The following is a 25,285-nucleotide window of genomic DNA, read 5'->3' on the forward strand; positions in this document are numbered from 1 at the left end:
GCGCCCGCCGCGGCCGCGGCGCTCGGCTGCCCGGTGGGCGCCATCGCCAACAGCCTGGTCTTCGAGGCCGACGGAGCTCCCCTGCTGGTCCTGGCCAGCGGTGCGCACCGCGTGGACACGGCGAAGGTCGCCGCACTGGTCGGGGTGCGGCGCGTCCGCCGGGCCGCCCCCGCGTTCGTCCTCGCGGCCACCGGGCAGGAGGTGGGCGGGGTGGCACCGGTCGGCCACCCGGCGCCGCTGCGGACCGTGGTGGACGTCGACCTCGCCGCGCACCCCGTGGTCTGGGCCGGCGGCGGCGACCACCACACCATGTTCGCCGCCTCCTACGACGAGCTGCTGCGCATCACCGCCGGTGAGGCCGCTGCCGTCGCCTGAACGCGCGACGCCTGGACGCGAGGAGGCCGCATGATCGCCCGGATGTGGCGCGGTTGGGTGCGCACGCAGGACCGCGCCGCCTACGTCGACTACATCGAGCGGACCGGGATGGCCGAGTACCGCCGCACCCCGGGTAACCAGGGTGCCTGGATGCTTGCGCGCGACGTCGGCGACGGCCGGACCGAGATCGTCACGCTGAGCCTGTGGGCGTCCCGGGACGCTGTCCGCGGCTTCGCCGGCGACGACATCGACCGGGCGGTGTTCTACCCGGAGGACGAGCGGTACCTCGTGGACCGGGAGACGACGGTGGTCCACTACGACGTCGTCGCCGGCGAAAGGTGACCCGTCGGACGGCGACCGTGCTGCCGGGACGATCGGGCCGCGCCTCGAATCGATGACCGGCTCCGCCGGTGGGGTCCCGCCCGGCCGCCGGGCGATCGCCGGGCCGGCTGAGCGGTCGGGACGGCGGTCGACGCTCGTCAAAAACGGTTGACACGGCACGGGAACGCAACTTAAGTTGACGGGCATGGCCGACACAGCACAGGTGGCCACCGCCGCCAGCAGCAAGGACCCCACGGTCGGGCTCAAGGCCGTGCGCTCGCTGCGGGTCCTCGTCGAGCGGCTGGAGGCCCTCCAGGTGGAGAACGCCCGCGACCAGGGCTGGACGTGGGAGCAGATCGCCCAGCTCCTGGGCGTGACCCGGCAGGCGGTGCACAAGAAGTACGCGAGCGGCCGCGGGCCGCTCCGGCGAAAGGACTGACCCATGTTCGAGCGGTTCACCGCCGAGGCCCGGCGGACCGTCATCGGCGCCCAGATTGAGGCACGCCGGCTGCGCCACCAGCGCATCGGCACCGAGCACCTGCTCCTCGCCCTGCTCACCCAGGACACGCCGACCACCGTCGTCCTGTCCCGGCACGGGTTGACGCACGACATGGTGTCGGAGGCGGTCGAAGGTCACCACGGGAACGACGACCTGGACGCCGACGCACTCACGAGCCTGGGCATCGACCTGGACGCCGTCCGGGAGCGGGTCGAGGCCACGTTCGGGCCGGGCGCCCTGGACGGAGGGCCGGCCCGGCGGGACGAGAGCCCCAGCCACATCCCGTTCAGCTCGCGGGCCAAGAAGGTGCTGAAACTGTCGCTGCGGGAGGCCATCGCCCTCAAGCAGAAGACGATCAACGATGGGCACATCGCGCTCGGCCTGCTCCGCGAGGGCGAGGGGCTGGCGATGAAGGTCATGGCGGACCGGGGTGTCGACACCGCGGAGCTGCGTCGCGACCTGACGACTGCACAGGGCTCGTGACGCGACGGTGCCCGGACGTGGCAGGCCACGTCCGGGCACCGCGGGGCCGAACCGACCGTCAGGCGACGGCTCGGGTGTAGGCCCCCGCCTGCAGGACGCCTTCGGGGTCGTAGGTGTCGACGATCTCGCGCAACCTCGCCAGCGTCGGCTCGTCGTAGCTGCGCCGTGCCGAGACGGCGTCGTGCGGGACGCCGAAGTTCGGCCACACCCCTCCGGTGTCCCAGTCGGCCAGAGCCGCGAACACCTCGCGCGCGTGTGCCAGCGTGCCCGCTGCCATGGTCTCGTCCACGGCCATGCCCACGGTCAGCACGCTGAAGCGTGCGGCCCGGTGACTGAAGGCGCTGGGGTGGGCGCCCTCGCGGGCGTAGGCCCCGCCGAGGTGCCGGACCTCGACGATCACCTGGGGAGAGCCCGAGCCCGGGCCCGCCACGGTGAGCAGCCGCTCGGCCGCCTCGGCGGGGAACCCGTTCAGCAGGATCGACGGATCGACGACCGGCATGGGGTCCACCGGGTCGGCGTGCACGTGGTCGATCTCGGTGTACGGGCGCAGGTTCGCGTCGTCCAGGATCACCGGCGCCACCTCCCGGATCTGGTTCAGCAGCCGGGCGCCCTCGGAGGGCTCCCCGGTCCACAGGAACCGGATGCCCAGGGTCATCCGGCCGGCCAGCGGCGGCGGGATCTCGGGCAACGGCGGCAGCTGGAAGATCGCGAAGGACGTCGTCCCCTGCTCGGGCAGGGCGTCCGCCCAGCCCCGCCACCGGTCGATGACGGCGGCCGCGTCGGCACCGTCGAAGTAGATCGCCCCGCCGTAGAAGGACGGCATGTGGATCAGGTCGAACTCGAGAGCGGTGACGATGCCGGCGGCGCCCTTGCCGCCACGCAGCGCGAAGTACAGGTCGGGGTACTCGGTGGGGGTCACCCGGCGGAAGACGCCGTCACCGGTGACGACCTCGAAGGCCCGCACCCGGTCGGCGTTGATGCCGTACGTGCGGGCCAGCGGGCCGACGCCGCCCCCGGTGGTGTAGCCCACGATGCTGACGTCCGTGGTGGAGCCGTTGACACCGGCCAGGCCGTAGGGAGCCGCCGCGGCGACCAGCTTGGCCCACTTCACGCCGGCGCCCACCCGGGCCCAGCCCTCCGGGTGCACGGTGACCTCGTCCAGGCCCTTAGTCATGATCAGGATGTGCCCGGCCAGCGAGCGCTCGGCGCCGTGGCCGGTGGCCTGCACGCCGGTGGTCAAGCCGTGCGCACCGGCGAAGCGGACGGTCTCGACGACGTCCTGGGCGGTGCGGGCGACGACGACCGCGGCCGGCCGCATGGCGACCGCGAGGTTCCACGGCGAGACGATGTCGTCGAATCCGGGCTCGTCGTGGGTGTGCAGCGATCCGGTGAGCCGGCGACGCAGCGCGTCGAAGAAGATGCGGCCGGGGGCCTCGACGACGGCGTCGAGCGAGAGGGTCACGGTGTCCTCCAGGTCGGGTCGAGCTGATGGAGGAACGGTGGCGCCGAGCGCTTGACGGCCGATTGAGCCCGCCTTGCAGCGGCCTTGCGGCGAGGGCTCAAGTCGCCGGGACCCGGGTCCCCTCGTGGTGCGCGGCGAGGAAGAGGCCGCCCGGGTCGGCGGCGCGCCGGACGGCGGACAGCCGTGCGTGCACCCCGGGCGGGAAGACCTTCCGGGTGTCCGTGCGCTCGTCGAGCATCGGCAGGTACTGCCGGCCGGAGGCCCACGGCTCCACTGCCGAGAGGAAGCGGGCGGCGTCGGCCCGCTGCCGGTCCCACTCGTCGTCGTTCCCCCCGCCGAGACCGAGACCGAGCGCCAGGAACTGACCGTCGAGGGCGGACAGGGCACCGCCGTCGGGCTCCGGGCGCGACAAGGCGCCGCCGAGCTGCCGGAGCTCGGCCGCGGCCAGCCGGGTCCCCGACCCCGGGCCCACGGCCTCGACGACGCGCGCCACAGCGGCGTCGGGCAGTCCCGAGATCAGCGTGCTGCTGGCGTAGGCGGGGGTTGGGCCCTCTGGCTCCAGGTGCAGCCGGACGAGGGACGCCGCAGGCACCCGTGCGACCGTGTCGAACTCCGGACGGAGGGCGCGCAGCGGCGCCAGCACCTCGCGGGCGCCGGCGTCGTCGCCCAGTACCGCACCGTCGATCATCGCGATCCGCCGGCCCCGGAGCTCGGCGGGGATCGCGTCGTCCACCGGGACGTCGAGCAGCCGGAACGACGTGGTCGCCTCCTCCGGCGCGTCGGCGCACCAGGCCACCCAGGCCGGAAGCACCCGCTCGACAGCGGTCCAGTCCCAGGAGAGGTGACCGGCGACGACGGTCGCGAGGGGGAACACCTCGAACTCCATCGCGGTCACGACACCCAGCGGTGCCGCTCCGCCCCGCAGCGCCCAGAACAGCTCGGCGTCCCGGTCGGCGGTCGCGCGCACGAAGGTGCCGTCGGCCAGGACCAGTTCGACGGCGCTGACCGCGTTGCACTGCAGTCCCAGTTTCCGCGCGTACCAGCCGATGCCGCCGCCCAGGGTGTAGCCGACCACCCCGACGTCGGGCGAGGAGGGATGCCGGGCGGCGAGACCGTGCCGGCCGACGATGTCGGTCAGATCGCCCCACAGCACGCCGGCGCCGGCCCGCACGGTGCGGCGGTCGGGGTCGACGTCGAGCTCCGTCATCGCCGACGTGCGCAGCAGCACCGCGTCGGCCAGCCGGCCCTCGAGCGGCGGCGCTCCGTGACCGGTGCCCTGGGGGGCGACCTTCAGCCCGGCGGCCGCCGCGGCGCGCAGCACCTCGGCGACCTCGTCCGGGAACGCCGGGTAGGCCACCGCCGCCGGGTGGTCCCGCATCTGCAGGTTCCACGGCGAACGGGCCATGTCGTAGGCCGGGTCCCCAGGCAGCTGCACCGAGCCACCGCACAGGCCGCGCAGGGCCTCGGCCCGGGACGGTGCGGTCGTCGCCATCTGCTGCTGCGTCACGGGGTCCTCCCGGTTGCCAGTGACCGACGGTCCCCGGACGGACTTGAGAAGAACTTGAGGCCGTCGGCGGACGCCGCCTCGAGCGCGGCCTGGACGGTTCCGGGCGTGAGGAACAGCAGCTGGGCGATCTCGCGGACCCCTCGCCCCGACGTCGCCAGGTCGACGATGCGGCGCTCGATGGTGGTGGAGCGCCGGTGCACGTCACGGCCGCTTCCGTCCGCCCGGCCGCGGCGGGCGAGTGCGGCACGGCCGCGGTGGGCGAGTGCGGCACGGGCGCGGTGGGCGATGCCCACCGCGCCGCGGTCGAGGGCCGTGTCGAGCGCGGCCTGGAGCAGCTCGACCGCCTCGTCGTCGGGCAGCTGCGCGCGGCTGCCCAGCATGCAGCGGGCGCGGGCCAGCTCCACGGCGGCGATCGTCGGCGTCAGCACCTCCACCGCCTCGCGGGCGTCGTCGAGGCCGGCGTCCCCCCGCAGGTGGCCGAGGCGGCACAGGGCGGTCCCGAGATAGCTGGGGGCACCCCACCGCCGCAGCCGGGCCACCTCCTCCTCCATGAGCGTCAGGGCCTCGTCGGTGCGGCCCATCCGGTCCAGCGCGATCGCGGCCGTGGTGAGCCAGGGGTTCCAGACCGGGTTGCGGACCGGCACCGGCGACGGGATGGCGTCGAGCGTGGCGAGAGCCTCGGCGGGGCGTCGCTCCACGGCGAGGAGACGGGCCAGCGCGTGCTGGAGCAGCCGGCCGCCCTCCCCCGTCGTCGGTCCGGCGAGCGCTTCGTCGGCGACCCTTCGGGCGGCCGCGACGTCCCCGCGGTCGAGGTGGCAGCCGATCTGGAACGAGCGCGTGTACGGCTCCCCGATCCCGGAGCCGCCCCACATCCGGTCCTGGTCGAGCGCCGCTGTGAAGCAGGCCAGCGCCTCGTCCAGCTCTCCCCGCCGCCAGCGCCAGTAGCCCTCCCAGACGTTGACCGACAGGGCCATGAACAGCGAGCCACGCGCGTGCGCCTGCGCCCGGGCGCGCGGCCAGAAGTCCCCGAGGTCGTCGTCGGCCAGCGTCCGCACGTTGGCCGCCACCACCCAGAAGAGCCCGTTGTCGACCGCCCAGAGCCGGTCCCCGTCCAGGGAGAAGCGCGCCAGCGCGATCGCACGCTGGCGATCGACGCCGTCGGCCATCGCCTCGAACGCGAGGTTGGCCGCGAGCATGCGGGCGCCGAGGCCCTCGCCGGCCGGGTCGCCGGGCTCGGTCCTCCGCCACTCCGACGGTTCCAGCCCGTGCATGTAACCGCTCGTCCGCTCGATGGCGAGCAGCGCCTGGCGGTGGTCGGCGAACTCGGGCGGCACCGCACGGCCGGCGTCCCGGGCGAAGCGGGTCGCCACGCCCGGCGGGCTGGCGAACACCTCGGTGCGCGCGATGGCGACGGCGATGTCCGCGCGGTCCTCCGGGTCCTGGTGCAGGGCGTACGCCTGCAGCAGGTGCTCGGTGCTCGCGGCGCCGTCGATCAGCGACTCCAGCAGGCCGAGCTCGGTGAGGACGTGGCAGCGGAGCTCTCCGGTCGGCCCCTCCTCCAGGGCCCGGCGCAGAAGGGTGACCGCGCTGTCGGACGCCCCCCGGTCGGCGGCAGTGCGCGCGGCGGCCCGCAGGACCTGCACGGTGCCCTCGTCGCCGCGCACCGGGGCCACGAGCAGGTGGGCGGCGACCTGCTCGTCGCTGGCGCCGGACGCGCGGAGCAGGCGCGCGGCACGCTCGTGCATCAGCGCCCGCTCCGCGGCGGGCAGGTCGCGGTACACCGCCTCCCGCACCAGGGGGTGGGCGAAGGCGAGCGGCTGCTCGTCCTTGACGATCTCGGCGCGCGCCAGCCGCGCGAGCGCCGCCGCGGTGCCGGGCTCGGAGAGCTCGGCGAGCGCGGCGACCACCGGCAGGGGTGCGCCGTCGCCGAGGACCGCGGCCGACCGGGCCACCGCAGGTGCGGCACCGGCCAGCCGCCGCAGCCGCATGAGCACCATGCTCGAGACCGCCCGCGAACCGACCGCGACCACCATGTCGGCGTGGGCGGCGTCCGGCCGCACCCCGTCGGCCTCCATCGCCCGCAGCAGCTGCCGGAGCAGCAGCGGGTTGCCGGAGGTGGTCCGGTGGCAAGCCAGGGCGAACAGCGGCGAGACCGGCTCGCCGAGCCGCCGGCCGACGAGCTCCGCGACGGCCGCCTGGGACAGCGCCTCGGGGCGCACGACGACCGCGGCCGGCTCCAGCGAGAGCTCGTTGAGCAACTCCTCGTCGGCGTGCTGCTCCCCCGTGCGGACGGTGCCCACGACGAGCACCGGCACGGCCTCGAGCCGGCGGACCAGGTAGGCCAGCCACCGCAACGACGCGCTGTCGCACCACTGGACGTCGTCCACGGCCAGCAGCACGGGACCGGAGGAGGTCAGGTTGACCGCCAGCCAGTAGAGCCCGTGCAGGACGGCGAAGGACCCCTCCGGCGATTCCCCGGGTGACAGGTCGAAGACCGTCCGCGCACTGCTGGCCGCACCGGTGAGCAGTTCCTCGCGGCGCTCGGCGCTGGCGAGGAGGGGGTCGAACAGCTGCCGGACGGCGCCGAACCCGAACGCCTTCTCCAGCTGGCTGCCCCGCGCGGTGAGCACCCGCACCGAGCGCTCGGCCGCCATCCGCCGCGCCTCGTTCAGGAGGCGGGTCTTGCCGATGCCCGCCGGGCCCTCGATGAGCAGCAGCCGCGGCTCCCCCGCCACCAGGTCGTCGAGCGCGGACCGCACCGCCGCCAGTTCCCGTTCGCGGTCCAGCAGGTCGTCGGGGAGCGGCCGGGGCTCGGGTGCGGCCGGCTCGGGAGCACGCGCGCGCTGGGGCGGCACGGTGAGCGCCGGCGACTGTGCGAGCACCTGCTGCTCGAGCTCGCGCAGCGCCGGCCCCGGATCGACGCCGAGCTCGTCGGCGAGGGTCCGGCGCGCCCGGCGCAGGGCCGCGAGCGCGTCGGCCTGCCGGTGCGCCCGGTAGAGGGCCAGGGCCAGCAGCCGCCACCGCTCCTCGCGCAGGGGCTCCTCGGCGACCATCGCCTCCAGGTCGGCGACCACCATGGCCGCCCGGCCGAGGGCGAGCTGGGCGGCCATGAGCCGGTCCCGCGCCTCCGCGCGCAGCTCCGTGAGCCGGGTGATCTCCGGCTCCGCCCACGGCTCGTCGACCCACTCGGCCAGGGGCGGCCCCCGCCACAGCGCCAGCGCCTCCGAGAGCAGGGCCACCGCCTGCTGCGCCTCCACCGCCGCCCCTGCCCGCTGCAGCAGCCGTTCGAACCGCCAGACGTCGACGGCGTCGGGCGGCAGCCGCACGGCGTAGCCCCGTCCCTGGCTGACGATGACGCCCGACCGGGTGCGGGCCGCGCTGCCCGGCTGCAGTCGCCGGCGCAGGTGGGAGACGTAGGCCTGCACCGCACCCGCGGGGTCGGCGGGGGCACGCTCGCCCCAGACGTACTCGGTCAGCCGGTCGACGGGCACCACCTCGCCGCGGGCCAGCACGAGCACGGCCAGGACGGCGCGCTGCCGGGGGCCGCCGAGATCGAGCGCCCTCCCGTCGAGCCACGCCGCGCACGGGCCCAGCAGACTGATGCGCAGCTGCCCGGTGCCCTCCACGGCGCCTCCCTCCGCGGGGAAAGCTAGACGAGGAGAGCGGCCCGTGGAGCGGTTGCGTCCTCACGGGCGGAGCGGCGTCGACCCTCCGTCGCGCAGCAGGACCAGGGCTGCGACGGCGGCGAGCCCTGCCGCGACCGCCGCACCCGCGAAGACGGTGTGCAGCTGCGTCAGGACGGCCGCGCTCGTGGCGGCGTCGTAGGCCGCGCAGTCGGCGGGTGTCTCCGGGCACAGCTCCAACGGAGTGCCGATGGCCCCCACCTCGGCGGTGAACCGGCGCAGGGCGACGGCGGTCAGCAGCGACAGCCCGGCCAGCATCCCCACCGTGCGGGCGACCACCGCCAGGGCGCTCGCGCTGCCGTGGACGTCGGAGCGGGTCACGGCCAGCAGGACCGCGTTGACCGGCGCGATCGCCAGCCCGAACCCGAGCCCGGCGGCGAGCAGGACGACGGTCGACGCCGCGCCGTCCAGCGACCCGGCGTCCCAGCCGGTCATCAGCACGAACGCGACCGCGGTGAGCGCCATCCCGCCGGCGGCCACGAACCGGGCCGGAACCCTGCGGCACAGCCAGCCCCCGGCCACCGCCCCGACGGGGACCGCGACGAGCAGCCGCAGCAGCACGAGCGCGGCGCCGAGCTGGTCGCCCGGCGTCGTGGTGTTCCGCGCGAACAGCGGGATGTCGACCAGGGCCGCGACCAGGGCGGCACCGACCAGCACGTTGACCAGCAGCGCGCCCCAGGCCCCGACCGGCCGCAGCGCCGCCAGCGGCAGCACCGGCGCAGGCGTCCGGCGCTCGTGCCAGAGGAACGTCGCCGTGGCCACCGCGGCCAGCGGCAGGAGCACGGGGCCGTGCGCCACGATCTGGGTCGCCGGGTCGGCGGCCGCGAACGCCCAGACGAGGCTCCCGAGCGTGACGACGACCAGGGCCGACCCCACGACGTCGACCTCGGCGGCCAGCCGCCGCAGGCCCCGCACCGGCAGCACCGCACCCGCGGGCACCGCGAGGCCGCGCAGGACCAGGCCGATCCCGGCGACGAGCCCGGCGAGCACGAGCGGCGTCGTCCACTCCACCGCCTCGACGAGGGGGACGTAGGCCAGCCCCAGCGTCACGTCCTCCGCCAATGCGCGCGGGGCGGCCAGCTGCAGGCCCACGGCGAGCAGGACGACGGCGGCGAGCGCGAGTCCCACGGGATCGGGCCGGCGCACGCGGCCGGTGACCGCGGCGCCTCCGGCCAGGGCCAGGCCCAGCAGCAGGTTCAGCCAGAAGATGGCCCGCCAGTCGGCGACCGCCAGCACGGCCGCCCCGGCCAGCGGGCCGAGTACCGCGCCGGCCTCCTGCACCGCGCCCACGACCCCGAGGGGCAGCGCGCGCCGCTCCGGAGGCCAGCGGTCGGCGACGAGCGCGAGGGTGGCCGGCACCAGCCCGCCCGCGCCGATGCCCTGCAGCCCCCGGCCGAGGACGGCGGGCCCCAGCGTGTCGGCGGTGGCGGTGAGCAGCGATCCGAGGGCGAACAGCAGCAGGCAGCCGACCAGCACCGGCGCCCGGCCGCGCAGGTCGGCCAGGCGGCCCAGCAGGGGCAGCGTGGCGGTGTAGCCGAGCAGGAACCCGCCGACGATCGGGGTGGCCCGCTGCAGCTCGTCCAGCCCGACGCCGACCCCCGTGAGGATGTCGGGCAGGGCCAGGACGACGACGTAGGTGTCGGCCGCGGTGACCAGGACGGCGAGGGTGGCGAGGACGACGACCGGCAGGCCCGGCCCGGGACGGTCGGCGGCCGGCCCCCGCTCAGCCGGTGGCCGGTGCGGTGATCTGGACATCGGCGCCGAAGTCGCTCAGCTCGAGGGTGTACGTGGCGTCGTCCTCGGCGCTGAAGAAGGGCCCGGTGAGCTCGGCGCGGAGCAGCTGCCCGCTCTCCTCGGCGACCGAGAAGCGGGCGCGGACCGGGCGCGTCGGATCCTCGCTGGTGAGGATCCGCTCGACCAGGTCCCCGGGCAGTTCCGCCGTCACCTCGCGCACGACCTCGCCGTCCACCCGCCGCTCCTCGCCCAGCTCCGCGGACTCGGCGGCTGCCAGGAGCTGAGAGATGCCGGTCTCGGGGTCGATCAGCGCCCCGGGGTCGCCGAAGCCGAACTGTGCCGGGTCGACGACGCTGAACCCGGAGGTGAAGGGGAGCTGCGCGTAGACCGTGCCGTCGACGGAGACGACCGCGAGGTCGAGGGTCGAGCCCATCGCCCGCACCTCCAGGGTGCCCTCGAAGGACGCCGGCCGGGCGATGTCCCCCTCCCCGCCGACGAGCTGGGTGCCGGTCGCGGGAGCGCCCTCGCTGTCGAGGACGAAGTGCACGGACTCGGTCTCGTCGAGGGTGTGCCGGGCGTGCGCGAGCAGGTCGGTCGCCGACTCCGTGTCCGTGCCACCCCCACCGCACGCGGTGACCACGGGGACGGCGAGCAGCGCGAGTGCGAGCAGCGGCGCGACCGTGCGGCGCGGCGTCATGGACGACCTCCCCGGAGGCCGGGGCGGGTCCCGGCCTACCGCGGCGGACAGTAGCGCGTCGGTGGACAGCGCGAGTGGAGGCGCCGACGACGTCCCTCCCGCGGACGGGTCGGTGCCAGGGTGCCCGCATGGACGTCCTCTTCATCGCGAGTGTGAGCGTCATCGCCGCCGACCCGGCGGCCAGCCGGCGTCTCTACGTCGATGCGCTCGGGCTGCCCCTCGAACGGCTGGACGGCGAGTACTTCGCCAGCGAGCGGATCGAGGGGAGCAGGCACTTCGGGGTGTGGCCGCTCGCAGAGGCCGCGCGAGCCTGTTTCGGCTCGGAGGCCTGGCCGGCCGACCGGCCGGTGCCCCAGGCGAGCATCGAGTTCGAGCTGGCCGATGCCGACGCGGTGGCCGCCGGCGCCGCCGAGCTCCGTGACGTCGGGTTCGAGCTGTTGCACGAGGCACGGACCGAGCCGTGGGGGCAGACGGTCGCCAGGCTGCAGTCAGCCGAAGGACTGGTCGTGGGGCTGTCCTACGCGGCCTGGCTGCATTGAGGCGGCCGCGGGCTCAGGCCCGGGTGCCCGTCCGTGCGTCGATCCTGGCCGCCATCTTGGACCTGGCCCTGTCCGGCAGGTACTCGAGGACCGGCGCCAGCTCGGGCAGCCGCGACTTCTGCGTCATGGCGATGCGGAAGGCCGTCTCCACCGTGATCCCGTGATCGGGACGCCGGACGATCTCGACAGCGTCGCCGGCGCCGATCTCGCCGGTCTGCAGCACCCGCAGGTACACGCCCGTGGCGCCGTGCGCGGCGAACCGCTCGACCAGGTCGGGGACGCCCCAGAAGCGGGCGAAATTGGCACACGGGGTGCGCCAGGCGGTCACCTCGAACACCGCGGTCCCGACATGCCACCGCTCCCCGAGGAGGGCGTTGCGCAGGTCCACGCCGCTGGTGCGCAGGTTCTCGCCGAACCGTCCCGGCGGCAGTTCACGGCCCAGCTCGGCGATCCAGAAGGCGGCGTCCTCCTGGGCGTAGGCGTAGACCGCCTGCCCCTCCCCGCCGTGGTGCCTGCGGTTGACCTGCACGTCGCCGTCGAGGCCGAGCGGTTGGACGGCGACCCGGCCGGTCACCGGCTTCTTGTCGATGCCGCTGCGGCCGGGCCGGCGGCCGGGCAGCGGCAGCAGGTCGGGGCCCGAGACGCAGACCGCCTCGACCCGCCCCGTGCGGCCGACGTGGCCACTTCGGCCGCGGTCGCTCACTTCTTCGAGGCGGTGGACTCGTTCGTGGAGAGCGCGGCCACGAAGGCCTCCTGGGGGACCTCGACGCGGCCGACCATCTTCATCCGCTTCTTGCCCTCCTTCTGCTTCTCCAGCAGCTTCCGCTTGCGGGTGATGTCACCGCCGTAGCACTTGGCGAGGACGTCCTTGCGGATGGCGCGGACCGTCTCGCGGGCGATGACCCGCGAGCCGACGGCGGCCTGGATGGGCACCTCGAACTGCTGCCGCGGGATCAGCTCGCGCAGCTTGCCGGCCATCATCACGCCGTAGCTGTACGCCTTGTCCTTGTGCACGATCGCGCTGAACGCGTCGACGGCCTCACCCTGCAGCAGGATGTCGACCTTGACCAGCTGCGACTCCTGCTCGCCGGCCTCGCTGTAGTCGAGGCTGGCGTAGCCGCGGGTGCGCGACTTCAGGGCGTCGAAGAAGTCGAAGATGATCTCGCCGAGCGGCAGCGTGTAGCGCAGCTCGACGCGCGACTCGCTGAGGTAGTCCATGCCGCCGAGCTGACCGCGGCGGCTCTGGCAGAGCTCCATGATCGCGCCGGTGTAGTCGCTGGGCGCGATGATCGTGGCGTTCACGACCGGCTCGTAGACCCGGTCGATCTTGCCCTCGGGCCAGTCGCTGGGGTTGGTGACGGTGTGCTCCGTGCCGTCCTCCATGACCACCCGGTAGACCACGTTCGGGGCGGTCGAGATCAGGCTGATGCCCGCCTCCCGCTCGAGCCGCTCGCGGACGATCTCCAGGTGCAGCAGGCCGAGGAACCCGACGCGGAACCCGAAGCCGAGCGCCGCGGAGGTCTCCGGCTCGTAGGTGAGGGCGGCGTCGTTGAGCAGCAGCTTGTCCAGCGCCTCGCGCAGCAGCGGGTACTCGCTGCCGTCGATGGGATAGAGGCCGGAGTAGACCATCGGCTTCGGGTCGCGGTACCCGCCGAGCGACTCGGCCGCCGGCTTGTGCTGCAGCGTGACGGTGTCGCCGACGCGGGACTGGCGGACGTCCTTCACCCCGGTGATGAAGTAGCCGACCTCGCCGACGCCGAGGCTCTCCACCGGCTTGGGCTCGGGCGAGATGACGCCGATCTCGAGCAGCTCGTGCGTGGCCCCGGTCGACATCATCTTGATCCGGTCGCGCGCGGAGATCCGGCCGTCGACGACGCGGACGTAGGTGATGACGCCGCGGTAGATGTCGTAGACGGAGTCGAAGATCATCGCGCGGGCGGGGCCGTCCGCGTCGCCGGTCGGGGCGGGGATCTGGTCGACGATCGCGTCGAGCAGGGCGGGCACGCCCTCGCCGGTCTTGCCGCTGACCCGCAGGACGTCGTCGGGGTCGCAGCCGATGATGTGCGCCAGCTCGGCGGCGTACTTCTCGGGCTGGGCGGCCGGCAGGTCGATCTTGTTGAGCACCGGGATGATCGTGAGGTCGTTCTCCATGGCCAGGTACAGGTTGGCCAGGGTCTGCGCCTCGATGCCCTGGGCGGCGTCCACGAGCAGGACGGCGCCCTCGCAGGCGGCGAGCGAACGCGACACCTCGTAGGTGAAGTCGACGTGCCCCGGGGTGTCGATCATGTGCAGGACGTGGTCGGTGCCCTGGTGCCCGCCGCTCTTCGGTGTCCACGGCAGGCGCACGTTCTGCGCCTTGATCGTGATGCCGCGCTCGCGCTCGATGTCCATGCGGTCGAGGTACTGGGCGCGCATCTGCCGTGCCTCGATGATCCCGGTGACTTCGAGCATCCGGTCGGCCAGCGTCGACTTGCCGTGGTCGATGTGGGCGATGATGCAGAAGTTCCGGATACGGGCCGGATCAGTGGTGGCAGGAGTCGTCACAGTGCTGCCATCGTCCCACGGCACCCGCCGGACCCGGGCGACCGCCGGAAAGTCGTGTGTGCCCGGGCCCACCGACCGCGGGTTGGGGTCTGCCGACCCACGCTGGTATCTTGGCAAGCCGGTCCGCCGGCGCGGTGTCTGCTGCTCTGCGCCCGGACGCACTGTCAGAAGTACTCCCCTCCTGCGAGACACCGAGGCTCACGCGTGGCGAACATCAAGTCCCAGAAGAAGCGGATCAAGACCAACGAGAAGGCGCGTCAGCGCAACGTTGCCGTCAAGTCCGCCCTCAAGACGGCAGTGCGGCGTGTCCGCACCGCCGCCGAGTCCGGGGACGCCGCCGCCGCGACCGCTGCCCTGACCGTCGCCTCGAAGGCGCTGGACAAGGCCGCGAGCAAGGGCATCATCCACAAGAACCAGGCCGCCAACCGCAAGTCGGGGCTGGCCAAGCAGGTCGCCGGCCTCTGAGCCGAGATCCGCGCTGCGGCGCGGACCGGACGAGCCCCCTCCCCTTGCGGGACGGGGGCTCGTCGCGTCTCTTGCCTCGGCAGCTACCCGGTCGCGGCGACGACGACCACCACGACGAGCAGCAGCACGACGAGGACCGACCACAGGACGGCTGAGGACGTCCGCGCATCCTGCCTCGCCTCGTCGACGAGGCGCCGGGTCTCCCGTCGCAGTCGCTCACCGGTCTCCTTGACGCGCGGGTCGTTCCTCGCCCGTTCGGCCGCGTCCCGGACCCGCCCCCCGGCCTCCAGTGCCCGGCGCCGCGCGGTGGTCAGGGTCTCCCTCGCCGCCCGGCCGGCGTCCTCCAGTGCGGCTCGCCGGTCCGGGAAGCGCTCCCACACACGTTCGAACAGCATCCGGCCGCGCTGTGCGCCCGGCCGGTGCGCTGCCCAGAGGGCGGCCCCCTCGCTGACCACGAACTGTGGATCCCCCACCAGCCGGACCTCGCAGTGCATCTGCGCTCGGATCATCTGCCGCAGGGTCGGGATGCGACTGGATCCGCCCACCAGGTACACGGGCACAGTGGCGGGGTCGTACCCGCACTGCAGCACCGTCTCGTGGAGAGTTCCGGCCGCGCGTTGCAGGACCGGGCCGGCCAGGCCGTCGAACTGCTGCCGCGTCAGGATCACGTCGTCCCCGCCGTGCGGCAGGCCCACCGCTCCCCAGTCCTGCTCGGAGAGCTGCTCCTTCGCCAGCTGGCAGTTGCGGCGCAGGGCCGTCCGGCGACTGCTCCACGCGGGGTCGGGCGAATCGGCCAGCAGCCGGGCCGCCCCCTGGTCGACCAGCGTGCTCAGGACGTAGGTGAAGACGAGGTCGTCGATGTCCTCGCCACCGAGGGGGTCGGCCCCGTCGCTGGCCAGGACGTCGAACGCCGCCCCCTCACGCTGCACCACGGCCACGTCGAGCGTGCCGCCACCGAAGTCGAGCACGGCGAAAGGCTTGCCCGAGGGCAGCGGGTCGAGGCTGCCCAGGCGGATGGCCGCCCCGACCGGTTCCTCCAGGAATTGCGCCTCCTGCCAGCCCGCGAGCCGCGCCGCCTCCTCGAACTCCCCTCGCCTGGTGGCGGCCCACTGGACCGGGCGGGTCAGCACGACATGCCGGGGCTCCCCACCGAGTTGCCGGACCGTCTCCAGGTGCACCGTGTCCAGGACGGCGGCGACGATCTGCGTCACGGGCACTTGGTGGCCCCCGAGCGGCACCGCACCGAAGCCCATCTCGCGCTTGGGGCAACGGATGAACCGGGTGGGGTCCATCCGCTGCGACCGCACTGCGTTCCGGCCCACGACCGGTGGGCCGTCAGCGCTCCAGAAGACGGCCGACGGCAGCCGCCAATCGTCGCCGAACGTGATCCGCTGCAGCGGCGCGTCCGCACGCTGCCCGTCGTCCGCCGTGACCACGGCCACTGTGTTCGTCGTGCCGAAGTCGACGGCCAGGCAGAACGGGGCGGCCATCGGGCTCAGCCCTTCCTGACGGGCGCAAGCACGGCGCTCACCTGGCTGATGAGCTGGTCGACGTCGGCGAGCGTGATGCCGTCCGGGCGGGCCGGACTGTCCGCGGTCAGCGACGTGAGCCGTTCGATGCGTGCGACGCGGTCCCGGAACAGGCGGGGCAGCTCCGAGTTCATGATCCGCTCGAGCTCATCGAGTCGGCTGCCCAGCGCCTGGTCGAAGGACCGCCCGACGTCCCGCTCGACGCGTTCGAGCCACAGTCGCAGGCTCTGCTGCCTGGTGCTGGCCCGCGACGAGATGAACTCCCTCAGCCCGAACGTCGCGAGGGCGGCCACCCCCACCGCGATCATGGCGGCGCCCATCGCGAGGATGCCGCCGAAGATCATCGATCCGGCGAGGCCCACGGTGTGTCCACCGGCTGACGCGGTGTAGCTGCCCCAGTTGTTTCCCTCCCGGTGGTCGCTGAGGTCGACCTGGGCCTCTTGCTCGAGCAGGGTGCGCAGCCGGTCCAGGACCACCGCGGAGCCGATCCGCTGTTCCAGCCCGTAGAGAATGTCGTACAGCTCGCGGTCGACCTCGTCGATCGAGTCGGCCACCAGCTGGGCGAGCTCGCCTCGGAGCAGGGCTGGCACCTGCTGGAGCTCACCGCTCGGATAGCTGTCGAGGGAGGCCGCATACCGCTTGCAGAGGTCCGAGGCCCTCAGCGCGAAGTTCTGCTCCGCGTCCCGGCGGATCCGCGTCATCCGCCGGTGCACGTGCAACGCGCCATGGTGGGGATCGGTGAGGAACGACTCGAGCCGGTCGCGCTCGGCAATCAGCTCCGCGAGCTCGCCCGGTTCGCCGATGACGTACTCCGGCCGCTCGGACAGCCGTGCGCGTAGCTCGGCGAGCAGGGCATGCAGGGCCTGTGCGCGGTGGGCCAGCGACACGGTCTCCAGCCGCGCGGCGACCCTCTCCTTCAGCTCGCCGACCAGTCCTTCCAGGCCCGAGACCCGCAGCACCTGTGCCGCCGCGTCCGGGTTGTGAGCGAGCCGGCCCGCCTGCTCCGCCAGGCGGCTCGACATCGGCACGATCGGCGCGTCGGCCAGCTGGGGCACGTGACGCGCGATGAGTTCGCGATCGTCGTCGCGGATCCGGTTCCACTCGGGGTACAGGTCCGTCTTCGTCATCGCGAGGACGACGGCGTCGTTGCGGTCCACGGCCTGGGCCAGGAATCTCAGTTCCGGCGCGGAGAGCGGCGCCGCCGCATCCATGACGAAGAGCAGCGCGTGCGCCGTGTCGAGCGTGCTCATGGTGATCGCGCTGAGCCCGCTATCGAGGCCGCCCACGCCAGGGGTGTCCACCAGCGCCATGTCCCGGAGCAGAGGCGCGTCCAGGTGGACCTCGGCGCCGATGACGCCGTCGTGGGTGGCGTCGACGGAGACGTAGTCGGCAAGCTCGGTGAGCCCGATGGGCACCCGTCGGGCCGCGCCGGTCCGCCCGTCCACGACGATGACGACGGCCTCGTCCCGGTCGCCCGGCATGAACACGACGAACGTCGCCGTGACGACATCGTCCCCGACCGGCGACAGCAGCGGACGGCCGACCAGCGCATTGACCAGGGAGCTCTTACCTCGCTTCTCCTCACCCCCGACGACCACCCGCGGCAGCCCTTCCTTCGCTCCGGAGTGCGCTGCGCGCAACCGCGAGCTCAGGTCGGTGAGACCGGTCATGTCGGCGAGGCGCCCCGCCCGTTCGGCCAGCGAGACGAGATCCTCGCCAGCCGCGGATGCCGGTGAGCTCATCGGGCGCTCCTTCCAGGGGCTTCGGCCGGCCGGGTGCGGGAGCTGCGGTACACGAGGACCTCGGCGGCGCGGACGACGCCGCCACCGTCCGCGAGACCGGGACGCAGAGTCCGGGCGACCCGCGACTCGCGCCGTGGATCGTCGGTCCACTCCACGTCCATGGCGTGGTGACGCTCCGGGTCGAAGACGTCGCCGTCGGGCCGGAACTCGGCGACGCCCGCCTCGGACAGCGCGCGCTGCACGCGGTAACGCAGCGACTCCGTGGGCACGGCGTCGAGGAGCTCGACGAGGGCGCCGAGAAGCCGGTACCGGTCCCCTCGGGCCTGCCCGGTCACCTGCGGCAGGCCGCTTCCGGGAACGACTGACGGCTCCCGGACGCCGCTCGGCGGGGCGACTGCCGGTTCACGCCCGCCGCTCCGGCCAGCATCGGCCGGCGGCTGCGGCGCGGCGACGGCAGGCGGCGGCGCGGCGACGGCAGGCGGCGGCGCGGCGACGGCAGGCGAACGGGGGAGGACGAAGGCCCAGACGACGGCCGCTCCTGCCCAGGCACCGAGAAGGACCAGTCCCCAGGCCCGCCACGTGTACCACCACGGGCCGGACACCGTGGCGCCGGCCAGCGCTGCCGCGGTGGCCGTCCCGGCGAGCACAGCAACCAGCCGCGCCGCGAGGCGACCCGGCTCCCTCCAGAGGCGCCACCCCTGTCGCTGCACGGTCGTCCTCCCTCACCGACAATCCGCGGCGATCGCGTAGCTGCGCACCATCACTCGCGCGACCGACCGCTGACCGGCCGACGTCGCCCGGCTCTCGAACTCCTGCCACGCCCCCGCGCCGAGGCTGCTGTCCCGGCCACCCCGTTCCACGATGCGGATCACGTCCCGCTGCAGGAACTCGGGCAGCTGTACCTGACCGGCCAGGACGCGGTGCAGGGCCTCGAACTCGAGGATCCGGTGCATGCGCGGGTCGAGGCGGAGGCTCTCCACACGATCCTGGAACCAGGCGCGGTCCCGGGCGGCGAGTTCCTGCACCGGGCGCCCGAAGGCCGCGCGAACCAGGGCTGAGAGCGCGCGGCCGGCCTTCAGGGCGTCCGCCCGCTGCTGGAAGTTGTGCACCAGGGCGATGCGGAGGTCGTCGTAACCCGAGATGCTCCGGCAAGCCGCGTTCAGCGCGGCCGGGCTGACGTAGCCGTCGTCCACCCGCTGGAGGAGCTGCCGCAAGCCGGCCAGCCCGAGCAGACCCAGCAGATGCCGGCGCTCCGTGGGGGTCACCGTCGAGGGCTGGATGTCGAGCAACTCCGGCGCGAGGAGGGCGGTCTCACGGGCAGCGGCATCCCAGTCCTCGGCGAGCCTGCGGATCAGGTACGCGTCCTGCTCGCCCAGCAGCTGGCAGTTGCCGACCTCGGCGAGAAGGCCCACGACCGGGACGACGGCGGCCAGGAGCGTCCGATGGTCTGCGGCGATGGCCCGGGCGAGCCGTCGAGCAGCCTCCTGCGCTCCGGTTCCGCCGCCGCCGACGAGGTCAGCCTTCGCCAGGACGCCCACGGTGTGCACGAAGGCAGGCACCAGGGTGTTCGAGCGGTCCACGTCCTGAAGGAGCCGGTACTCGTCCTCGCGGAGATTCTGGTTGAGGACGAAGGCCACCGCGTCGGCGGTCGGCAGCCCCGCGACGCGGCCCGACACGAGATCGTGGGTGCGCTCCGAGACGTCGCTGTTGGCGGAGGAGACACCTGGGGTGTCGATGAGCGTGACCTCCAGGAGCGGATCGGCCGGCGCGCGGACCTCGACGTAGGCCAGGCCCGGCGTGTCGGGAGGAAGCTCGGGCGGGCTGCCGTCGAAGCGGGGCTCGGGCAGCGGGATGCGCTGCCCGTCCTGGAGACACGCGGTGGCCGAGGGCTGCTCGCCATAACGGAAGCAGGTGACCACCCGGGTGCACTCGCTGGCATCGGTCGGCGCCATGCGGCAGCCCACCAATGCATTGACGAGCGTCGACTTGCCCGACGACACCCGCCCGAGCGTGGCGATGCGCAGCTGACCCTCGGAGAGCTCGGCACCGATGCGACGCGCGACGGTTCCGGCTTCGCCCCGTAGACGGCCGGAGGACTCTGCGCAGAACTCCGCGACGAGAGCGGTGGCGCTGTCGACGGCGGCACGGGACCTCGGCGCGTGGCCACCGGCATCGGTGGACTGGCTCTTCTCGCGTCGCGGGACACGCACCAGAGCCTCACCACCATCACCACAGCGAGGGCGGATGATCCGCGGGCCCAGGGTCGCACAATCGGTGGAGCATTGGTGCTGTCCGCGTCACGGATCGTCGCATCGAGCCGGTGCGCGGCAGGGACTTCCCCCCGTGCCCGCGCGGCGTGGGGGGCGGTCAGCCGCGGCCCCGCCCGGTCTCCTTGCGAATGGTGACGATCCGACGGACCGCTCGCTCGAGGGCGTAGTCGGCGCTCGCGGCGGCGCCCTTGACGTCGGCGTTGAGCTCGGCCGCCACCCCGATCGCCTGCTGCAGCCCGTCGATGCTCCAGCCGCGCGACTGGGCCTGCGCCTTCTTGACCTTCCAGGGCGGCATCTTCAGCGTTCGGGCGAGCTCGCCGGGGTTCGTGGAGCTCAGCGAGGCGACCCGGGCGGCGGTGCGGACGCCGTCGGCGATGGCATCGGCGATCAGGACGTGGGGCACGCCCCGCTCGAGAGCCCACCGCAGCATCTCGATCGAGCCCGCCCGGTCGCCGACCAGGACGCGCTCTGCCACGGTGAACCCGCTGACCTCGGCCTGGCCGCGGTGGAAGCGGGCGACGGCGTCGGCGTCGACGGTGCCGCCGAAGTCGGACACCAGCTGGCTGGCCGCGGCCGACAACTGCCGCAGGTCGTTGCCGATGGCGTCGACGAGGGCGGTCACCGCGTCGGCGGTGATGCGGCCGCCGAACTGCCGGACCTCGTTGCGGGCGAACGCCGCGAGGTCACCGGGCGACTTGAGCTTCGGGCACTCGTCGAGGGCGGCCCCCGCGGCTGTGAACGCCTTGACCAGCGCCTCGTTGCGCTTGCCCCCGAAGTGGACCACCACGAGCGTGAGGTCGGGGTCGGGGTCCTTGGCGTAGCCGACCAGGGCGTCGGAGAGTGCTCCGGCGGCCTCCTGCACCCCGCTCACCACGACCAGTCGGTGGCCCCCGAACAGCGACGGCGCCAGGACGTCCGCCAGCTGACCGACGGGCAGGCCGGCGGCCGCGAGCTCGTGCACCTCGGCGTCGGGGTGGCGGCCGAGGACGGCGGCGCGGACGGCGCCGACCGCACGCGCGCGCAGCAGCTCCTCCTCCCCCATCACGACGCGCAGCCGGGAGGTGGGTTCCACGGGTCGGGCCGGCACGGCTGCATCGTGTCACGGCCGACCGACGGTTCCGCGAGACCGCGGACGGTCGCGCGTCCTCCCGCCCGATCGCCCCGGCGCCCGGGCCGGTAGGGGTGCCGGCCGCCGCGGCGACCGCCTTCCCGGCCGCGGCGACGCCCCAGTCCTCCGCCGACCCCGCCACCGCGAGATCGCCCTCGCGGTCGGTCCGGTGCACCCGCATGCCCGCCTGCCCGAGCCAGGTCAGGAGCCGCCCGGTGGGGTGGCCGTAGGTGTTGTCGGCACCGACCGAGATGAGCGCGACCCGGGCTCCGCTCGCCGCGAGGAACTCTGGATCGGCGTCGCCGCTGCCGTGGTGGGGCACCTTGAGGACGTCGGAGCGCAGGTCCGTGCCCTCCGCGAGGATCCGCGCCTCCGCCTGGGCACCGAGATCGCCGGTGAAGAGGATCCTGAGCCCGCGGACGGTGATGCGGACGACCATTGAGAGGTCGTTCGGTTCCGCCGCGGCCGTGGCCCGTTCCGGTGCAGGGGCGAGGACCTCCACGACGGCCCGGCCGACGGTCCGCCGGTCCCCGGGGACCAGCACGGTCCGCTCTCCGCCGCTGCGCCCGACGAGCGCCTGGAACGGCTGCAGTCGATCGTCGGCCGGCGACAAGGTGCCGGTGGCCACGACGCCCACCTCTCGTCCCGCTAGCGCTCCCGCGAGGCCGCCCGCATGATCGGCGTCCAGGTGCGACATCAGCACCAGGGGCAGCGACCGCACACCGAGCCGGTCCAGGCACCGGTCGACGGCGCCGACGTCGGGACCCGCGTCGACGAGGATCGCCTCGCCGGCGCCGACCGGCACCACGAAGGCGTCCCCCTGGCCCACGTCGCACCCCACCGCCACCGTGTCCGGCGGCGGCCATCCCTTGACCGTCTGGCGCAGCGGCCAGCCCAGGAGGACCAGGCCGAGGACGGCGGCGAACGCGACGGCACGCATCCGTCGGGACCGCCACAGCACCCAGCCGGCGACCAGCAGCAGCGCGGTCAGCCCGACAGCCCCCAGTGACCCGGCCGGCCAGGCGGCGGCGCCGTCCGGCAGCCGCGCTGCCCGCTCAGCCACCACGACCAGCCACCGCGTCGGCCAGCCGGCCACCCACACGATCGCGTCCGCCAAAGTCGGCACGGGCACCGCGACCACGGCTGCGACCAGGCCGAGGACGGTGGCCACCGGGACGGCGGGGGCCGCGAGCAGGTTGGCCGGGAGCGAGACGAGGCTGACCGTCCCGGAGAGGCCGGCGACGATCGGCGCCGTGACCAGCCCCGCGGCCGCGCTGACCGCCACCGCGTCGGCCAGCGGCGCCCACCAGCCGCGCTCGCGCAGCCGCCGGGACCAGCCGGGTGCGAGCAGGACGATGCCCCCGGTGGCCGCCACGGAGAGGGCGAAGCCCGGGTCGCGGGCCAGGCCGGGGTCGAGCAGGAGCAGCACGCAGACCGCCGCGCCGAGGGCCGGGAGGGCGGCGCGCGGTCGTCCCGAGGCGAGCGCCAGGAGGGTCACCGCACCCATGGCGGCCGCCCGGACGACGCTCGCACTGGGCCGGGCGAGCACGACGAACCCCACCAGGGCCAGACCGGCGAGGACGGCCTGCACCCGCCGGTCCACCGCCCGCCGGCGCAGTGGGCGCAGCACGCCCGCGAGCACGATGGCCACGTTGGCGCCCGACACCGCAGTGAGGTGTGCGAGTCCCGCGCGGCGGAAGTCCTCCTCGAGCACCGGGTCCATCGCCGTCGTGTCGCCTACGACCAGGCCGGGGAGCAGACCTGCGGCTCGCTCGTCGAGCACGCGCTGCGCCGAGGAGGCGAGCGCGCCGCGCAGCGCCCCGGCCGTGCGCTGCAGCGGGCCCGGTTCATCGAGCAGTGTCGGCGGGCCGCGGGCCGAGAGCACCGCGATGACCTCGTCACCGGGTTCTGGTGGGGAGCTTGCCACTCGCACCCTCACCCGCTGGCCCGGCAGCAGCCCCTGCCAGTCGTCCGCCGGCCCGAACAGCAGCACGGCGGCCTTCACCGTGTGGGAGCGCTCCCGGCCGATGAGGGTGCGCACCGTCGCGTCGGCGACGATCCGGGGTGGTCCCGCGCCGCGGAGCACGTGCGGGTCGCCGTCCAGTTGCAGCACCACCCATGCCGGCCGCTCCTCCTCCGCGACCGAGCGCAGGGGCGAGTCCTCCCGGGCCGTCTGCCGGACGGCCGCCGTCGCCGAGGCGGCCGTCACCCCGGCCAGGATCGCGAGCACCAGCGCCGTCCCCCGTCGTCGCTGGCGGGAGACGAGGGCGGCGGACGCGCACGCCGTGCAGGCGACCACGGCGAGCACCGACGAGGTCGTCAGCGCCGCGAGCAGGATGACGACCCAGATGGCCGCCGCGACCGGGACCAACCGCAGATCGAGCCACGTCCACCGGTCGACGGCGCTCCCGGAGCCGGCCGGACCGTTCACACGGTCACCAGCTCGGCCAGCTCCGCCGCCGTCGTCGGGCCGATGCCGGGCACGTCGTCGAGCTCCTCGACGCTCCGGAACGGACCCTGCCGCCCGCGATGGTCGACGATCCGCTGGGCGAGCACCGGGCCGATGCCCGGCAGCGCGTCCAGCTCGGCCACGCCCGCGGTGTTGAGGTCGACCCGGCCTCCCGATCCGCCGGCGCCCGTCGGATCCGCCGCCGGGACCGGCCCAGGAAGTCCGACGGCGAGCTGCTCACCGTCGGAGACCACCGCCGCGAGGTTCACCGACGCGGCGTCGGCCGCGGGCAGCAGACCACCGGCGGCCGCGATCGCATCGGCCACCCGCGATCCGCTGGGGAGGGTGACCAGCCCCGGGCTCGCGACCTGCCCGACGACCGAGACGACGACCGTCGCCGAGGTCTCGGCGGCCTCGCCGACCGGCGGGGCCGATGGAGCCGTGGGCGTCGCGGGGGCGCCGTCGACCGGTTCCACCCGGGGGCGGTCCAGCCAGGTCCAGCCCGCAAGAAGGGCAGCAGCTAGGAGTCCCACCAGCCAGAGCGAGCGGGCGCCGTACCGACCGGGGTCCCACCGCGTCTCGGAGCCGGGTGCGCGATGGCGGCCGATCCCGGCCGGCAGCACTTCCGCGGCACCGGTCTCGTCGGCTGGCCACGTCCGCGGGTCGACGCGGCTCCCGGCGTCCGGGAACTCCTCGTCGTCGTCGGGGTCGCCGGGTACCCAGCCACCGAGCCGGTTCCGCTCGTCCAGCAGTCGCCGCAGCCGCTGCCGGATCACGTCGGCGTCGTCGCCGCGGTGGGAGGAGAGGCGCACGGCCGGGACGTTAGGGAGCCGGACAGGTTCGGCCGTGCTTGCCGCCGCATCTGTGGATCAGGGTGCCGGCTGTGGACGACGGTCGGCAGAGCGGGCGCACGGCAGGGCAGCCTGCGCCCATGTCCTGGCCGCTGCGCTCAGTCCTCCGATGGGTCGGAGTACGTCACCTCGTCCGGTTCCCGCCAGAAGGGCGCGACGACTATTCCCACGGCGCCGGGTCCGACGTGCGCCCCGACGGCGGCGCCCAGCTCGCTGACGTGCAGCTCGCGCAGCTGGGGCAGCCGGTCGCGGATCTCGGCGGCCAGGCGTTCGGCGCGTTCCGGAGCGGCGAGGTGGTGGATGGCGACGGAGACCGGCCCCTGACCGGCGGCCTCGACCGCGCGCTGCACCAGGCGGTTGAGCGCGCGGGCCGACGTGCGGACCTTCTCCAGCGGGACGACCCGGCCGTCCTGCACGTGGAGAACCGGTTTGACCGCGAGGGCAGAGCCGAGGACCGCCGCGGCGGATCCGATGCGGCCACCGCGGCGCAGGTGCTCCAGGGTGTCGACGACGAAGAGCGTGCGGGTCGCCTCGGCGGTCTCCCGTGCCGTCCGCGCGACCGCGGCCGCATCGGCGCCCGCGGCGGCGGACCGGGCGGCGGCGAGGACGGCGAAGCCGGCACCCATGGCGGCCGACCTGGTGTCGACGACCGTCACGATGTGCTCCCCGACCTGGGAGGCGGCCAGCCGGGCGGCGTCCGTCGTGCTCGACAGCTCCGAGGACAGGTGGATGGAGACCAGCCGGTCGGCACCCTGGAGGGCGCGCCGGTACGCGGCCACGAAGTCACCGGGCGTGGGACGCGAGGTGGAGACGCTGTGGCCGCGGACCGACAGCGCCCGGGCGACGTCCCCGGGACCGATGTCCAACCCCTCCCGGCCGGAATGTCCCGCCAGGACGACGTAGAGGGGGACCACGTGGATGCCGTAGCCCTCCACGAGCTCCTCCGGGAGGTAGGCCGTCGAATCGGTGACAACGGCGACGGACACCCGGCGAGGCTAGCGGGCCGTGCTCCGGGACCCGTGGTGGT

Annotated in this window: 20 protein-coding genes and 1 pseudogene; 6 read left to right on the top strand and 15 right to left on the bottom strand. The window is 74.3% G+C overall.

The annotated features are described in order from the left end of the window. The 4 genes from ACFSHS_RS15935 to ACFSHS_RS15950 form a co-directional block, all read left to right on the top strand. Positions 1–375, top strand: a 375-nt coding sequence (locus ACFSHS_RS15935; RefSeq protein WP_376878172.1) for a YbaK/EbsC family protein, incomplete at its 5' end; no start/stop codon positions are given. Positions 376–405: 30 nt separating this feature from the next. Beyond that, positions 406–717 carry a hypothetical protein gene (locus ACFSHS_RS15940; protein ID WP_376878175.1) on the top strand — a complete coding sequence of 104 codons (312 nt, stop codon included), beginning with the start codon at positions 406–408 and terminating at the stop codon, positions 715–717. A 184-nt stretch (positions 718–901) separates the two neighbouring features. Then, positions 902–1,135, top strand: coding sequence for a helix-turn-helix domain-containing protein (locus ACFSHS_RS15945; protein WP_376878178.1), 234 nt, complete (start codon positions 902–904; stop codon positions 1,133–1,135). Positions 1,136–1,138: 3 nt separating this feature from the next. Then, a complete protein-coding gene (locus tag ACFSHS_RS15950; RefSeq protein WP_376878181.1) occupies positions 1,139–1,678 on the top strand; it encodes a Clp protease N-terminal domain-containing protein in 540 nt (179 codons plus the stop codon). A 58-nt stretch (positions 1,679–1,736) separates the two neighbouring features. Here the strand turns inward: ACFSHS_RS15950 and ACFSHS_RS15955 are convergent, their stop codons facing one another. The 5 genes from ACFSHS_RS15955 to ACFSHS_RS15975 all read right to left on the bottom strand — a co-directional run bounded on the left by ACFSHS_RS15955 (position 1,737) and on the right by ACFSHS_RS15975 (position 10,761). Continuing rightward, positions 1,737–3,140 (bottom strand): FAD-binding oxidoreductase, encoded by a 1,404-nt coding sequence (locus ACFSHS_RS15955; protein WP_376878184.1) that lies wholly within the window; start codon positions 3,138–3,140, stop codon positions 1,737–1,739. A 97-nt stretch (positions 3,141–3,237) separates the two neighbouring features. After that, the gene (locus ACFSHS_RS15960; RefSeq protein WP_376878187.1) at positions 3,238–4,647 is read right to left on the bottom strand and encodes an FAD-binding oxidoreductase; all 1,410 of its coding nucleotides are present in this window, start codon (positions 4,645–4,647) and stop codon (positions 3,238–3,240) included. Further along, positions 4,644–8,273: a BTAD domain-containing putative transcriptional regulator gene (locus ACFSHS_RS15965; protein ID WP_376878190.1), complete on the bottom strand. Its 3,630-nt coding sequence runs from the start codon at positions 8,271–8,273 to the stop codon at positions 4,644–4,646. Before ACFSHS_RS15965 ends, ACFSHS_RS15960 begins: the two co-directional genes overlap by 4 nt. A 60-nt stretch (positions 8,274–8,333) precedes the next feature. Beyond that, the gene (locus ACFSHS_RS15970) at positions 8,334–10,085 is read right to left on the bottom strand and encodes an MFS transporter (protein ID WP_376878193.1); all 1,752 of its coding nucleotides are present in this window, start codon (positions 10,083–10,085) and stop codon (positions 8,334–8,336) included. Then, entirely contained in the window at positions 10,054–10,761 is a 708-nt protein-coding gene (locus ACFSHS_RS15975; protein ID WP_376878196.1) for an LppX_LprAFG lipoprotein, read from the bottom strand. Before ACFSHS_RS15975 ends, ACFSHS_RS15970 begins: the two co-directional genes overlap by 32 nt. Before the next feature lie 128 nt (positions 10,762–10,889). Here ACFSHS_RS15975 and ACFSHS_RS15980 point away from each other — a divergent pair, with 128 nt between their 5' ends. After that, positions 10,890–11,300: a VOC family protein gene (locus ACFSHS_RS15980; RefSeq protein WP_376878199.1), complete on the top strand. Its 411-nt coding sequence runs from the start codon at positions 10,890–10,892 to the stop codon at positions 11,298–11,300. Positions 11,301–11,313: 13 nt separating this feature from the next. On the opposite strand, the gene ACFSHS_RS15985 is transcribed toward ACFSHS_RS15980, so the two are convergent. Beyond that, a complete protein-coding gene (locus tag ACFSHS_RS15985) occupies positions 11,314–12,003 on the bottom strand; it encodes an MOSC domain-containing protein (protein ID WP_376878202.1) in 690 nt (229 codons plus the stop codon). Then, positions 12,000–13,844 (bottom strand): translation elongation factor 4, encoded by a 1,845-nt coding sequence (lepA, locus tag ACFSHS_RS15990; protein WP_376878205.1) that lies wholly within the window; start codon positions 13,842–13,844, stop codon positions 12,000–12,002. The genes ACFSHS_RS15985 and lepA overlap by 4 nt, the downstream gene beginning before the upstream one ends. Positions 13,845–14,048: 204 nt before the next feature. On the opposite strand from lepA, the gene rpsT reads away from it, so the two are divergent. After that, the gene (rpsT, locus tag ACFSHS_RS15995) at positions 14,049–14,309 is read left to right on the top strand and encodes a 30S ribosomal protein S20 (RefSeq protein ID WP_376878208.1); all 261 of its coding nucleotides are present in this window, start codon (positions 14,049–14,051) and stop codon (positions 14,307–14,309) included. Between the two features lie 83 nt (positions 14,310–14,392). On the opposite strand, the gene ACFSHS_RS16000 is transcribed toward rpsT, so the two are convergent. The 8 genes and pseudogenes from ACFSHS_RS16000 to ACFSHS_RS16035 all read right to left on the bottom strand — a co-directional run bounded on the left by ACFSHS_RS16000 (position 14,393) and on the right by ACFSHS_RS16035 (position 25,244). Next, positions 14,393–15,799, bottom strand: a complete 1,407-nt coding sequence (locus ACFSHS_RS16000; protein WP_376878211.1) for an Hsp70 family protein — start codon at positions 15,797–15,799, stop codon at positions 14,393–14,395. A 5-nt stretch (positions 15,800–15,804) separates the two neighbouring features. Next, positions 15,805–17,580, bottom strand: a complete 1,776-nt coding sequence (locus ACFSHS_RS16005) for a dynamin family protein (protein WP_376878214.1) — start codon at positions 17,578–17,580, stop codon at positions 15,805–15,807. After that, the gene (gene grpE / locus ACFSHS_RS16010; RefSeq protein WP_376878217.1) at positions 17,577–18,290 is read right to left on the bottom strand and encodes a nucleotide exchange factor GrpE; all 714 of its coding nucleotides are present in this window, start codon (positions 18,288–18,290) and stop codon (positions 17,577–17,579) included. The genes ACFSHS_RS16005 and grpE overlap by 4 nt, the downstream gene beginning before the upstream one ends. Positions 18,291–18,302: 12 nt before the next feature. After that, positions 18,303–19,790, bottom strand: coding sequence for a dynamin family protein (locus tag ACFSHS_RS16015; RefSeq protein ID WP_376878220.1), 1,488 nt, complete (start codon positions 19,788–19,790; stop codon positions 18,303–18,305). Between the two features lie 157 nt (positions 19,791–19,947). Further along, on the bottom strand, positions 19,948–20,892 hold the full coding sequence (gene holA, locus ACFSHS_RS16020) for a DNA polymerase III subunit delta (protein WP_376878779.1): 945 nt from the start codon (positions 20,890–20,892) through the stop codon (positions 19,948–19,950). Positions 20,893–21,280: 388 nt separating this feature from the next. Beyond that, positions 21,281–23,389: pseudogene (locus tag ACFSHS_RS16025) on the bottom strand (ComEC/Rec2 family competence protein); the annotation flags it as partial. Next, complete coding sequence (locus ACFSHS_RS16030; protein ID WP_376878223.1) at positions 23,386–24,219, bottom strand: ComEA family DNA-binding protein; 834 nt, start codon at positions 24,217–24,219, stop codon at positions 23,386–23,388. The gene ACFSHS_RS16030 and the pseudogene ACFSHS_RS16025, both read right to left, overlap by 4 nt. A 137-nt stretch (positions 24,220–24,356) precedes the next feature. Next, entirely contained in the window at positions 24,357–25,244 is an 888-nt protein-coding gene (locus ACFSHS_RS16035; RefSeq protein ID WP_376878226.1) for a DegV family protein, read from the bottom strand. Positions 25,245–25,285: the final 41 nt, after the last annotated feature.

The sequence above is a fragment of the Blastococcus deserti genome, from assembly GCF_042682525.1.
In the GTDB taxonomy this organism is placed as follows: domain Bacteria; phylum Actinomycetota; class Actinomycetes; order Mycobacteriales; family Geodermatophilaceae; genus Blastococcus_B; species Blastococcus_B deserti.

What these genes read in the sequence shown, in the direction of transcription:
- ACFSHS_RS15940 (WP_376878175.1), top strand. Translation starts at nt 406, where the DNA reads ATGATCGCCCGGATGTGGCGCGGTTGGGTGCGCACGCAGGACCGCGCC.
- ACFSHS_RS15945 (WP_376878178.1), top strand. Translation starts at nt 902, where the DNA reads ATGGCCGACACAGCACAGGTGGCCACCGCCGCCAGCAGCAAGGACCCC.
- ACFSHS_RS15950 (WP_376878181.1), top strand. Translation starts at nt 1,139, where the DNA reads ATGTTCGAGCGGTTCACCGCCGAGGCCCGGCGGACCGTCATCGGCGCC.
- ACFSHS_RS15970 (WP_376878193.1), bottom strand. Translation starts at nt 10,085, where the DNA reads ATGTCCAGATCACCGCACCGGCCACCGGCTGAGCGGGGGCCGGCCGCC.
- ACFSHS_RS15975 (WP_376878196.1), bottom strand. Translation starts at nt 10,761, where the DNA reads ATGACGCCGCGCCGCACGGTCGCGCCGCTGCTCGCACTCGCGCTGCTC.
- ACFSHS_RS15980 (WP_376878199.1), top strand. Translation starts at nt 10,890, where the DNA reads ATGGACGTCCTCTTCATCGCGAGTGTGAGCGTCATCGCCGCCGACCCG.
- ACFSHS_RS16000 (WP_376878211.1), bottom strand. Translation starts at nt 15,799, where the DNA reads ATGGCCGCCCCGTTCTGCCTGGCCGTCGACTTCGGCACGACGAACACA.
- ACFSHS_RS16005 (WP_376878214.1), bottom strand. Translation starts at nt 17,580, where the DNA reads ATGAGCTCACCGGCATCCGCGGCTGGCGAGGATCTCGTCTCGCTGGCC.
- holA (WP_376878779.1), bottom strand. Translation starts at nt 20,892, where the DNA reads ATGGGGGAGGAGGAGCTGCTGCGCGCGCGTGCGGTCGGCGCCGTCCGC.